The 13109-nt window shown below is 42.4% G+C and carries 11 protein-coding genes; 1 reads left to right on the plus strand and 10 read right to left on the minus strand.

Going from position 1 to position 13109, the window contains the following annotated elements:
• Window positions 1-41: 41 nt before the first annotated feature.
• The 4 genes from D5I41_RS01265 to malE form a co-directional block, all read right to left on the minus strand.
• Window positions 42-1094, minus strand: a complete 1053-nt coding sequence (locus D5I41_RS01265) for a DUF1254 domain-containing protein (RefSeq protein ID WP_119008123.1) — start codon at window positions 1092-1094, stop codon at window positions 42-44.
• Window positions 1095-1436: 342 nt separating this feature from the next.
• The gene (gene malG, locus D5I41_RS01270) at window positions 1437-2327 is read right to left on the minus strand and encodes a maltose ABC transporter permease MalG (protein ID WP_119008124.1); all 891 of its coding nucleotides are present in this window, start codon (window positions 2325-2327) and stop codon (window positions 1437-1439) included.
• Window positions 2328-2338: 11 nt separating this feature from the next.
• Window positions 2339-3931, minus strand: a complete 1593-nt coding sequence (gene malF / locus D5I41_RS01275; protein ID WP_119008125.1) for a maltose ABC transporter permease MalF — start codon at window positions 3929-3931, stop codon at window positions 2339-2341.
• A gap of 70 nt (window positions 3932-4001) precedes the next feature.
• Window positions 4002-5180 (minus strand): maltose/maltodextrin ABC transporter substrate-binding protein MalE, encoded by a 1179-nt coding sequence (malE, locus tag D5I41_RS01280; protein ID WP_119008126.1) that lies wholly within the window; start codon window positions 5178-5180, stop codon window positions 4002-4004.
• Window positions 5181-5890: 710 nt separating this feature from the next.
• Here malE and malK point away from each other — a divergent pair.
• Window positions 5891-7015 (plus strand): maltose/maltodextrin ABC transporter ATP-binding protein MalK, encoded by a 1125-nt coding sequence (gene malK, locus D5I41_RS01285; protein WP_119008127.1) that lies wholly within the window; start codon window positions 5891-5893, stop codon window positions 7013-7015.
• Between the two features lie 53 nt (window positions 7016-7068).
• Here malK and D5I41_RS01290 read toward each other — a convergent pair whose 3' ends face one another.
• The 6 genes from D5I41_RS01290 to D5I41_RS01315 form a co-directional block, all read right to left on the minus strand.
• Window positions 7069-7893 carry a spore coat protein U domain-containing protein gene (locus D5I41_RS01290; protein WP_119008128.1) on the minus strand — a complete coding sequence of 275 codons (825 nt, stop codon included), beginning with the start codon at window positions 7891-7893 and terminating at the stop codon, window positions 7069-7071.
• Window positions 7890-10313 carry a fimbria/pilus outer membrane usher protein gene (locus D5I41_RS01295; RefSeq protein ID WP_119008129.1) on the minus strand — a complete coding sequence of 808 codons (2424 nt, stop codon included), beginning with the start codon at window positions 10311-10313 and terminating at the stop codon, window positions 7890-7892. Before D5I41_RS01295 ends, D5I41_RS01290 begins: the two co-directional genes overlap by 4 nt.
• Before the next feature lie 9 nt (window positions 10314-10322).
• On the minus strand, window positions 10323-11006 hold the full coding sequence (locus D5I41_RS01300) for a fimbrial biogenesis chaperone (protein ID WP_119008130.1): 684 nt from the start codon (window positions 11004-11006) through the stop codon (window positions 10323-10325).
• A gap of 89 nt (window positions 11007-11095) precedes the next feature.
• Complete coding sequence (locus tag D5I41_RS01305) at window positions 11096-11740, minus strand: hypothetical protein (protein ID WP_119008131.1); 645 nt, start codon at window positions 11738-11740, stop codon at window positions 11096-11098.
• 90 nt (window positions 11741-11830) lie between these two features.
• Window positions 11831-12520, minus strand: a complete 690-nt coding sequence (locus D5I41_RS01310; RefSeq protein WP_119008132.1) for a helix-turn-helix transcriptional regulator — start codon at window positions 12518-12520, stop codon at window positions 11831-11833.
• Between the two features lie 346 nt (window positions 12521-12866).
• Window positions 12867-13067 (minus strand): restriction endonuclease subunit S, encoded by a 201-nt coding sequence (locus D5I41_RS01315; RefSeq protein WP_119008133.1) that lies wholly within the window; start codon window positions 13065-13067, stop codon window positions 12867-12869.
• Window positions 13068-13109: the final 42 nt, after the last annotated feature.

Here is a 13109-nt window from a genome sequence, read left to right on the forward strand (position 1 = left end):
CCCTGCGATGCAGAGCCTATTTCTAAATCTTGTTGTAGATGTTACGCTTTTTTAATCGCAGTAATGATCGCATCTTTCTCAGATTTAATCACTGCCTCTGTTGCACCGTAGTGACGTGTAGTGATAGTGAAGTCTTGACCATTAGTATCGATATTGTTGATCGCATCTTGACCACAATTGAAAGAAACGGTAACGGTTTTGTCTGAATTCACTTCCCAAGAATGTGAGTTTTGAGCTTTAGCTCCATCAATTAGGTATTTTTCCATGTCATATGCAGTAATCGAGGTGAAGAATCGGTTTTCAGGGTCTTCGAAGGTTGTTGTATAACACGCTGAACCATTGATTACTGGAGAGTTCACGTATTTGTTGCCTTCTAGAGCAACAGGTGATGCCCCGCCCCAACCAGCGGCGTTCTCAAGGTTCCACTGGGTTAGATCTGTTACTTGCTCTGGAGTACGAGGGAAGGTGTAGGTAAATACGCCTTCTTTCTCAACGATGCCATCGACGACACGCTTACGTTCCCCAACTTGCTTTTCTACAGCGTTGAAGTCGTAGTTTGGGATTTGGTAGTCAGTTGCAAAGTTGAACTTAGAGGTATCAACCTTCGCTAGACCTTCACGTGATTTTTCTAGACCATTTTCTACACCAGAACGGTAGATTAGGAATGCCGTACTTGAGTCAGTCACTGGAACAGTATGCACTCCATCGTCAACGATTAGGTATTCACCGTGACCGTTTTCAGTGACAACCTGAACCGACATGTAAGTGTCACCTGTATCAGGGATGTCGAATGTGACCTGGCCGTCTACTGCCTTAACGATAGCGACGCCGTAGAGAGTGTCATCGTTCATTTGTACAGTCGGTGCTTTGTCGCCACGTGGCGGTAGGTTTTGAAGCACTGCGAATTGTTGGTTCGCTTTACCTGCAGCCATCCAGTTGCGATACATACGAGCAGTTTCAGCATGCGCAAAGTTCTCTTTTGTTACCTTTAGAGTTTCAACTTGAGCTGTGATTGTTGGTTCACTATCAAATGCAGAGCAAGCCATAATCGAAGAGGTAGCTATCGCTATTACAGTCAGTTTTAATGCTTTCATATGTTCTCTCAATCCAGAATAAATGTATGTCAATTTAATATTAAAAAGTGAGTACCGATAACCACTTACATTGTTAATCAGGTATTCACTGAAGATATGAAAATAATAGATTTATTCGCAGAGTAAGTTAAATGACTCTTTTTAATACCCACTATAATAACCGTGCATTATGCATGAAAGTGGATATACATTATTCGCTAGTCGGGTAATAGAGCAGAGATATATCGCAAAACGAGCTTCTCCCACTTCTGAGCTGAGGATTTAATAAGAAAGTAGCTTTACTGAGAACATAAAAAAGGGGAGCAAGAAGCTCCCCTAATCATTTAATCGCACTAAAGTAGATTAACCTTTAACACCACCGGCAGTTAGACCGCCAACCAACCAGCGCTGTGCTAGTAGGAATACGATAGTGATTGGCAATGCCGATAGTACAGCAGCTGCAGCGAAGTCACCCCACAGATAGTTTTGAGGGTATAGGTATTGCTGCATACCTACCGCTAGGGTGTACGAGTTAACATCTGATAGTAGTAGAGACGCTACCGGTACTTCACCCACTACTGCGATGAACGACAGAATGAATACTACCGCTAAGATTGGCACTGATAGTGGCAACAGAACCAAACGGAATGCCTGCCAAGGTGTCGCGCCATCTAGTGCTGCCGCTTCTTCAAGAGAATTATCAATGGTTTCAAAGTAACCCTTAATAGTCCATACGTGCAGCGCAATACCACCTAGGTAAGAGAAGATCAAACCGCCGTGTGTATTCAAGCCTAGGAACGGTATGTACTGACCTAGTTTGTCAAACAACGCATAGATAGCGACTAACGCAAGTACCGCTGGGAACATCTGGAAGATCATCATCGCTTTCAAGATGGTGCTCTTACCTTTAAAGCGCATGCGAGCAAACGCGTAAGCTGAGGTAGTAGATAGAACAACGATAAGAATCGAAGAAATACCTGCTACTTTTACCGAGTTCCACAACCAAGTTAATACTGGGAATGGAGGCGGTGTTACTGTGCCGTCTGCGTTGGTTACAGAGAAACCTAACGCCAGTTTCCAGTGCTCCAGTGATGGGTTTTCTGGAATAAGACTACCCGTTGCAAAGTTACCCTCACGAAATGAGATCGCTATGATCATCAACAGTGGGAAAATTATTAGGGACAAGAATGCCCATAGAGCAATATGTGTTGCCCAAACACGGTATTTAAGGTTTTGACCTTGTACCATTGCCATTGTATTGCTCCTTAATCTTGAGACAGCTTAGTGAAACGAAGGTTTAGTAGTGCCATACCACCTACCAATAGGAAGATAAGCGTTGCGATTGCACTTGCTAGACCGAAGTCTTGACCGCCACTACCTTCAAACGCGATGCGGTAGGTGTAGCTTACGAGTAGGTCGGTGTAACCTGCTGGCTCAGATGTGCCAATCATGTTTGGACCACCGTTGGTCAATAGCTGAATCATTACGAAGTTGTTGAAGTTAAACGCAAAGCTCGCAATAAGTAGCGGTGTCATTGGTTTAATCATCAGCGGCACAGTAATGTGGAAGAAGTTCTTTATTGGACCTGCTCCGTCAATGGCTGATGCTTCATATAGATCTTCTGGAATCGCTTTGAGTAGGCCCATACATAGGATCATCATGTAAGGGAAGCCAAGCCAGGTGTTTACTATCATCACCATGCTCTTCGCCAAGAACGGGTCTGAGAACCAGTTAGGAGAGATGCCGAAGATTTGGTTAAGTACCAAGTTTATTTCACCAAAGCTTTGGTTAAACAAACCCTTAAAGATCAATATTGAGATAAACGCGGGTACCGCATAAGGTAGAATCAATAGTACTCGGTATAGACCTCGACCTTTTAACTCTTCCCACTGTACAACACTCGCCAGTACCAAGCCGATAACAAGAGTGAAAATAACGGTTAGAACTGCGAATACAACTGTCCAAATAAAGATAGAGATGAACGGCTCTTTGATACCGTCGTCTTTCCAGACTCGCTCAAAGTTGTGTGTACCAATACCTACCACAAAACCTGGAGAAACAGTGTTTCCAACGAATTGACCGTCTGCGTCAACAGGTTGATAGAAGCCAACTTCCATATTCGGCTTAAATAGCTCACCTGTTTCATTATTCTTCAGGGTTTCTTTGTCCCAAGTGCCATCAACCATGTGTTTTTCAAACAGTGGTTGAACACCAGCAAACTTACGCAAACCGCTCATGCGAACTTCTTCGCCATCAGGCTTGATAAAGTCGATCTTGCTTATTATTGGACGAGCTTTAATGATGCTCTTAATCGGCTCTACATCACCAGAAATAGAGTTTTCACCGACCGCTACAAGTTCAAGTTCTGTACCTTCAACGTCTTTTGTTAGAGTAAATTCTCGCGTTGCTAAGGTAAATTCACCATCGGTGACGGTAACAATGTGTCCACCAGCGGTTTTAATAAGTTTGAATGGGTAACTCTCGCCGCTTTGGAAAGTGCGGTTTTCTAAAACGGATTGAGTGCGCTCTAAAGTGAGCTGATTCTTCGCACTGTAGTTAGTGAAAGCTAAGTTAACTGTGTACGCCAATGGAAAAAGAATGAATAAAATCATCCCAGCAACACCAGGATAAATATAACGGTGTGCGTACGTTTTCTTGCTACCAAAGATGTATAGCGCTAACGCGGTTAAAATCAGTGTAAGAAGGGCAAAGGCCGTTTCCCCACGAGCATACATTAGAACGGTTGCATAACCGTTTACAATTCCGACTAAGCCAAGAGTTGCCCATTTCAATACTGACTTTGTATTGTTGGCAACGGAAGGCGTCTCAACAGAACCAGAAGATTGAACTGTCTGCATAAAAAGAACCTACTAGCGAATAAATAAAAATACAAAAACTAAGGAGGGGTCACCCCCTCCTTAAAGGGTGTTACTTAACCATTTGCGCTTTAGCGTCAGCTAGAGCAGCGTCAACTGTTTGACGACCATCAACAACGTTGATGATAGCGTTCTTAGTTGAACCCCAGTATGCGTTCATCTGAGGGATGTTTGGCATGATTTCGCCGTTTTCAGCACTTGCCATTGTTGCTGCGATGCGAGGATCAGACTCTAGTTCTTTTTGGAAAGATTTAAGAGCAACAGCACCAAGTGGCTTGTCATCGTTTACTTTACGTAGACCATCGTTAGTCAGTAGGTAGTTCTCTAGGAACTCAACTGCTAGGTCTTTGTTTGGTGAAGCAGTGCTGATACCAGCAGTTAGAACACCAACAAATGGAGACGATGCTTGGCCTTCAAACGTTGGAATTGTTGTTACGCCGTAGTTCACTTTGTTGTCGTAACCGCCCCATGCCCATGGGCCGTTGATAGTTAGAGCTACTTCGCCTTTAGCAAATGAAGAATCTGCAATTGAGTAATCCATGTCTGCAGAGATTACTTTCGTATCTACTAGAGACTTGATGAAGTTCATTGCATCTTTCACGCCTTGCTTATCGATACCCACATCTTTTACATCGTAACCAGTATCAGTGTGCTTGAATGCATAACCACCGTTCGCTGCCATTAGTGGCCATGTGAAGTACGGTTCTTTTAGGTTCCACATGATTGCTTTCTTGCCATCTTTAGCAAGCTCAGCGTCAAGTGCTGCGATTTCTTCCCAAGTTTTTGGTGGGTTAGGCACTAGGTCTTTGTTGTAGATAAGAGCAAGTGCTTCGATAGCGACAGGATAACCGATAGTCTTGCCTTCAAAGTTAACTGCATCCCATGCGAAGTCAACAATGCCTTCTTTCACTTCTTTTGAAGGTTTGATTTCAGCAAGAAGACCTGCTTCAGCGTAACCACCAAAACGGTCGTGTGCCCAGAAGATGATATCTGGACCGTCGCCTGTAGCAGCTACTTGTGGGAAACGAGACTCTAAGCCATCTGGGTGAGCAACAGTTACTTTAATACCAGTGTCTTCTTCGAAGCGTTTACCTACTTCAGCAAGACCGTTGTAACCTTTATCACCATTGATCCAGATAGTAAGTTGACCTTCTTCGATTGCTGCGTGTGCACCAAACGAACCAAGAGCAACTAGTGTGCCAAGTGCCACTGTGCTTAGGGCTTTTTTCATGAGTTTATTCCTTTTTTATTATTGACGTAGGGCTATCAACTATTATTCCTGAGAGCCAAATTTCATCATCTATCATCCGCTAGTACCCTTAACTCATCATCATCCTGAGTACTACGCCCTATACAACCTAGCGCATTTTCGTGATCTCGCTCGCTCATCAGTAGTGACTCATATCACATAACCTAATTTCCTGTGATTTAGGTCACCAGAAAGAGGACGATAAAAGTGATATTGATCAGTTTGCCGCTCTACTCCACCCCTCCCCCTCCTCCCCCGCTACTCCCCCTACAAAAAATCTCATCAGGAGGATGTAGCCAGGTATAAAATTGCACAAACTAGCAACATCCGAGATATGGATGGTAAGAACCCTTTTCTAACGAGATTTGTTAGATTTACATTTCAGGATAAGCTAATAGTTACTTTGGTGATGTGCGTGATGAAGTTCATGACGGGGAACACGCCCAAAGTACGGGGGATATTAGCGGAATTTCGAAATGGGCAGGTGGTGTTACCAAAATAGTCTGATGTCTATTAGCTCTGGGGGGAGCTTCTGATATTAGAGTTTTGTGTTCACCACCTTTTTTCTTTCCTTTTCTCTAATAGAAAATTTTGCAAAATTACTTCTGTTTCCTATTTTTAGTGCTCATGGAATAATCGATAACCATAAATGAGTGCTAAGTTGTAAAAATTAAAATTGAGGATCAACTCAAATGACTAGTGTCACGTTAAAAAATGTTTGTAAATCCTATGGTGACGTAAAAATCTCAAAGAACGTCGATCTAGACATTAAAGAAGGCGAATTTGTAGTATTCGTAGGGCCGTCAGGTTGTGGTAAATCTACCCTTCTACGCTGTATTGCGGGTCTAGAAGACATTACTTCTGGTGATCTTTACATTGGTGAGCAGCGCATGAACGACATCGAGCCTTCGAAGCGCGGTGTGGGCATGGTATTCCAATCATACGCTCTATATCCTCACCTTAACCTATATGACAACATGTCATTTGGTATGAAACTGGCTAAAGCAGACAAAGCTGAAACAGAAAAGCGCGTTAAACACGCAGCAGACATCCTTCAGCTAACTCACCTACTGGATCGCCAACCTAAGGCACTTTCTGGTGGTCAACGTCAGCGTGTTGCAATCGGCCGTACACTAGTTTCTCAGCCTCAAGTTTTCCTTCTTGATGAGCCTCTTTCTAACCTTGATGCCGCACTTCGCGTACAAATGCGTAGTGAAATCACTAAACTTCAACGCCAACTTGGCTGTACCATGATCTACGTAACACACGATCAGGTTGAAGCAATGACGATGGCTGATAAGATTGTGGTTCTTGACGGCGGTTACGTATCTCAGGTAGGTAAGCCTCTAGATCTATACCACTACCCACACAACCGCTTTGTAGCAGGTTTCATCGGCTCTCCTAAGATGAACTTCATCAGTGTTCACGCGCTTGAAGCTACAGCCGAATATGTGAAAGTTGAGCTAGAAAACAAAGTAGCCTTCAACATTCCTGTAGACGGTACCACCGTAAATGTTGGCGACCGCATGTCTTTGGGTATCCGTCCTGAGCATCTACTGATGTCTGATTCTTCAGAAGCAACCATCGAAGGTGAAGTGACTATCGTTGAAAAACTGGGTCAAGAGACTCAAGTTTACCTATCGGTAGAAAGTGCTGACACAGACATCAACTTCCGTCAACCAGACACACTACAAGTTGAACCAGGCGACAAATACGCTATCGGTATCGACCCTAAACGTTGTCACCTATTCCACGATGATGGCCGCGCATGTCGCCGTCTACATCAAGAAGTAGGTGCGGATATTCCTGAAGCGTAATTGCTTTAAGATGTTTAGAACTGAAAATCCCTCGATAGTATCGAGGGATTTTTTTATGGTCGGGCGGTGGCGGTGATGGTGATGGTGTCGCTATAAGAGCCCGCTCTTGCTTGACTCGTATCTCCAATCCTAACCTTTAACTGTTTGCTCGTAGATTTTCCATAGCCAACCCTTGGCAATATCACGGCGTTGTTAAATTCAACTTTTTTATTGTTGAGGTAGAGACTGTATGGCACGTAACTATTTTGCAGCTTTTTATGCTTCAATTTTTTATTGTCAGCATCAAAGAGTAATCCTACATTTGTGTTGGCACGAAAATACAGGTTCAATGTTTTTACTTGATTCGTTTTAAGTGTGCCAAAGTTCACGATCGTACGCTTCGTGCCTTTACCATTAACCTTAAGTTCTACAAAAGGAGCAACTCGTATCTGTGCTCTTTCAGAAATAGCTTTAATGCCATCAACCCCAACTATAGAAAAGTTAAGCTGTGAAGTGTAGGTACCTGGGTTACTACTTAATGTATTCGGAACCTCTAACCATAACTTCGTCTGCTCTCCTAAAGAGAGAGGATAAATCACCCCTTTATTAGTTATAAATCCGGTATTAGAGCCTGAAGCATCTGAAATCCATCCTTTTAATAAGGCATTATTACTCTGTAGCTGTACGCCCTGATGGACTGTGGAGCGGATGTACACACCTTGTGGGTTGCACTCTCTCAAGGTTTTTGATGCTTGAATAAATATCGGTATGCGTGCCTTTTCCCCCACGAAAGAAATGCTTGAATTCTCAACCTTAACATTCCAGCGTCCATTACAAGTCTCAGCTATTGCTAAATTACTTACCAGTAGAGTCACTACGAGAGCTACAAACCTAATCATGGTTGTCTCCCTTTTACAGTCAACTTAATTGGTTCTAGATAAACTAGATTGCTCTCGGCATCCTCAATTATCAATTCACCAACAAAATAAGGACGTCCTCGCATCTCAACACGGTAACGTCCTGCCTGCATTCCATCCAACGCAAAGCGCCCTGCTTTGTTAGTGAAAAATGCTTTTTCTTCTGTTTCTAAAACAATAACTCCATTTCTTAATGATATAGGTTTGCCGTTCTCATCCCACATTTGTCCTATTACAGTTTTGGATGCTTCTGAACCTACTCTAATTGTATGTCCAGTATAAGTACCGGCTGTAAACTCATAGCTATCTGGACCGTAATCGTAGCCCAGTGGAGCGTCAGGAACATCTAAATACAGCGTTGATGTTCCGTGTGCACCATAAATAGGAACTAAACCAGATAGGCTTTGTGAAGCGATTGATTCTGGTTCATCCTCCGACACTCCGTTAATTAAGACAGGAGCTTCCAAAGTTTCATCGACTTTTACAATTACTGCGGGGCCACGATAGCTTCTTCCCCAGGCAACATCTGTGTCCATAACCGAAACTGCGGTACTGAACCTTGCCGATACGGCCTGATTTTTTTCATCATTTAAATCATCGAGCTCGGCTTGATATTCAAGTTCTGTCGTGAAACGGTTCGCAACATAGTCAGCGCGAACGGAATAGTTCTGGTCATCTTCACCTGCATCTGCAATTAATTCATAACCATATCCCCCAGGGGTTGATTGGGAGAATTTAGAAAATGTACCGCGAACCCTGTTTGTCCGTGTTTGGTACTCAGCACTTGCCGAATAAAAATCTAACGAAGAATACCAATCCCATCGTGCGACAAAGTAGTAGGAGGTTTCACCAACAGATGTACTTTCATCATACTCATACTCGATACTGCTCGTAAAAGTAAAATCTAATGGTGCCCAAGTTATGTCCAAGGCTCCGAAATAAGAGCTTTCATCTGAATCTTGATCCAAAAACCAACTACCGCGAAGCGTGTAATCAATACTTGAAGTTACGTAATATCTATAGTTCCCCAGCAACCGCATGCCAGATATTAAATCTCCACCAACGATCCATGGCGTTGCTCTATAATCAGAAAATGCCTCATAAGACACTCTCAGATTAGGGCTCGAGTAACCGTAGTTTCCAAATATGCTGTGCTCGTAGTCAATGCTCGCTATACTACCGAACTCGTCTTGATCCTGGTATGCCAGCCCACTGAAACGACTACCAATATTACCGAATGGCGCGCCCAAATTAACAACACCGCCAATTATTTGACCGTCTGGATGGTACGCTGAATTAAGGCCAACAGTTAAGTGATCCGTAAGTCCATATTCATAGAACCCTTGTGCAACATACTGTTCTTCATCGTATTCATATTCAGTATCGATAATGTTAGATATAGCGCCTACGTATAATGAAAAATCGCTAATGCCTCTTCGCAATAAACGTGTATTAAAAAATTGGCTGTAATTGATGACTTCACGTTGTCCGGATTGATACTGAATTTCGATTCTAATATCGTTACTACCTTGGTCTAAAGGCAAATCCTCTAGTTGGTATCGGCCTGGAGAAAGCCTGAGATCAGTAAAATAGATGTCATTTATGTAGATATAGACATTTGCGCTCTCTCTCAAGTAAATAGATTGAGAGCCTCCGTTTTGTATATTTCTTTCTGGCTGAAGGCTGGACCATAATCGTTCTATAGCAAACCCTCCCAAATTCACTGATGGGATATGCCCCGATGTCAAAGTACTTACATCTCCAAGCGAGAATCTAACTGGGTACCTTGGCCTATCAATGAACATTTTGACATCCCCCCTATAGGCTCGAGAGTCACTTTCAAATGACTCTGAATCTATTCCTTCTACGTATCCAGCCGCTTCGAAATTAACACCAAAAGCTCCACCAAGGTTTCCGGTCGCTATCCACTCTCCAAGCCATCGATTGGCTGCATTACTGTCATCATCTACTACATAATCATTGGTAAAGTTAAACACATTGTGCCAAGCAAAAAATGCCGATTCTGAATACACCTTATCTTTATAAGCACCGTCAAAATCTATTAAATTTTCATTCGTTGCATCTGCTTGCAACTGAATATCCAAACTTAAATCATTCGAATTAAATTTTAGCCATACCCCGAGTTTGTTTAACTCTTTGTTTGTTATCTTCTGAGACCCATACTTCCCTATTTCTTGACGTATATTTGGTGAAACCACGCGACTCAAAACTTTGTTAATTTCATTGGCTGGAACCCCTTTTAGTGACTCACCATCAGTGAAGACATTAACCTCTCCTACAACCTTGTCGTCATAGTAAACAGGCATGGGAAACAACCACTCTTGATTTGCAAGAAGTAGTTCACTAAAAAGAACACAAATAAGTAGCAAATATGCTTTCATAGCAATGAACTAATAAGGACCTATAATCTTTACCTTCTTAGAATCTACTACTTGCTTAGGCAGTTTTATTTTTTGGGTTCGACTTGGGAGTAAATACCCTGCTGTTTCCACGTTCAAGTCAGCCCAACCTAATGACTCTGATAACAAACCACTAGAGAATTCAAAACGAGTAAGGTTCAAGTCATACACGCATGAACTAGGGTTATTTATTATTAAGCTACCATTTGAAATAGATGATGTGACTTCTGGTTTACAGTTCATAGGTGATACAAAAATCATGGTCGAAAAATTAACCATAAACTGTACTGACCCACTGCCTTCTTCGGAGTCATCACTCGTTTTTATTTGTTCAAAAATCACTCTATAAACAATCGTTTGAGGTATTAAAGCATCCCCAAGGTATCTCACCCTAAAACGCTGACTGGCTTGTGCAGCAATCTTAGATTGAGGAGGCAGTATCAAGAAATCATCATCGGATTCATTCAACACTTCATTTCCTAAACTATCGAAACTAACTTGGTATACAACCGCTTGAAGGATAATTTCCTGCGAGCCAGTATTAGAAATTTCGTAGCTACCTTGAGAGGCTTTACCTGCAACCTCAAAAGTTTGGAACATTGGTGATACTTGATACGCCGATACATTAAATGAAACCATTAAAAACAATAGAATGTGTGCACAAAACCTCTTCATTGAAACGTCCCTCCATATCCCTACGGAAAAGTGGGCACACGTGCCCACATAAATTTAGAACTCAATGCTAGAAAGCTTTTGCTAGGCCATTAAAGTGGCATACCACTCACGGTTAAGGTCAAAACATCTCTATATCGCCCTGCTGTTTTACCATTAACAGCACCTAGGTTTTTAACTTTTAACATCGTTGCTGAATTAACTGCTACTCCGCCTTCATCAAACATCCAAACAAACGACTTCTCAGTACCACCAGTGTCAGCTTTGAAAACATCGATACCACCCACATCTACGTCGTAATTGATATAGGTATTCTCTACGTCAATATTCTTCAATGCACCGTTAGCAGAAGCAATTTTTAAGTAAACTGATCCCGTATTACAGCTTGCTGAAAAGTTACCTACTTCGACATCATCAATGCTGCCACCACGGGCAAGTTGACGAGATCTAAACAGTCTAATATCCGTTGCCGATGGCAATGAAATATCACAGATACAAGGTATGCGACCTTTCAATACTATTTGAGTTGACTCGGTACATTTTGGACCACATTCATAATTACTGTGATCATCATCGTCATCATCGTCATGGTGATGGCCATTCCCCTGCCCTTGATGGTAATCATGCCCCTGCCCTTGATCATTATCGTGTCTATCACCTTCACCTGTCGCTAGCACACTTCCACTCATGCCTAGCGTCAGCAAGCTGACTAATGCTGCTAACCAAAAACTCTTCATCTTCAATCCCTCGCTAAGTTTTACTTTTAACCACGTTGCGAGGAAAGCTTAGTGTTGCTTATTGGTTTCTACGTCACCCTATATGGTGAATTAAGCTCCATTCATAGGGTGATTTTTGGGTGAATTTGAGGTTTGTTGGACTGCCCGTGCGATCAATTCAGCTCTTGAGTGCACATTGACCTTTCTCATCACACTGGATGCGTGTGTTTTTACCGTATTAATGCTGACATTAACCGACTCTGCGATCTGAGGATTGTTCAACCCTTTCAAAATCATAAGACAGATATTTTTCTCTTTTGGAGTCAAGGAATGAACCAGTGCAAAATCATCTGCGGCTACATGAGGGTCAAACTCATTGGCCACGTAAGCCTTAGCTAGCTTGCTTAAATCTTGTCGGCTGTACCAAAGCTCGCCAAGACTCACTGCCTCCACCGCAGGGGCTAACTGCTCTAAGCAGCGCCTTTTCATAACAACCCCTGAGAATCCATTCAGAATCCAATCTCCCAATTGAAATCCTAACTCTTCTACGTTAACCGCAAGCCAGTCGCCCTCTTCATGGACGGGATTTACGCCGTTCCTTACCGGGTTACTTACCGTTTGAGTGTCAATCAAGTAAATACTGCGTTGGTTATCGGGCTTCTTTGGGCAGAAGCAATCACTCACGCTAGGAAATGAAGTAAACCGCGTTGATGTAAAATGTTGTTTCAATATCGCTGTAGATGCGTTAGCAAATTCGTCCGAGCGTGTCACCACATAGCCACAAGCATATGAAAGAGACATAGTTCCTCCCTAAACGTCCCTAGTTCAAACGGAGATATACTAAATATTTAGGAAAGGCTGGTCCCTATTGAGTAATAGGAGTTATAGAAAGCCTCTGCAATTCCGTTTCAAGGCATCTTAAAGGTAGGAGTTTATTGATGTAAATCAATATGTAAAAGGGTGCTTCACCAGAGCATACGAAGAAGATCTAACTAAGCTATTGATACTTCACAAAGTATTTACTGTGTGTTTTTTAGACGATTTTGACATATATACGACTATTCTTATCTTTACTATGAATATAAAATAGCACGTATAAAAAAACCGAGCCTCATAGCTCGGTTTTTACACACTCATCAGACCAACTCTAATGAATTGGCGCGTCTGATTTTGCGTAGAACTTAGCAAAATGCTTTTCGAGCGCTTCTTGTGTTAGCTCTCCAGTTTCTTCTAGCTTTTTCAGCTCCGCAACGATTTGCTTTTGTTCTTCAATCGAAGGAAGTTGCTCTTCTGGCTGCTCTTCGGCTTGTTCTGCCATATCTGCTAGCTCTTTCTCGAAATCACTCACAATTATTACCTCATATCTAAACTGACCTGAGTGTACTCAGCT

This window comes from Vibrio superstes (genome assembly GCF_003569005.1).
GTDB lineage: Bacteria > Pseudomonadota > Gammaproteobacteria > Enterobacterales > Vibrionaceae > Vibrio > Vibrio superstes.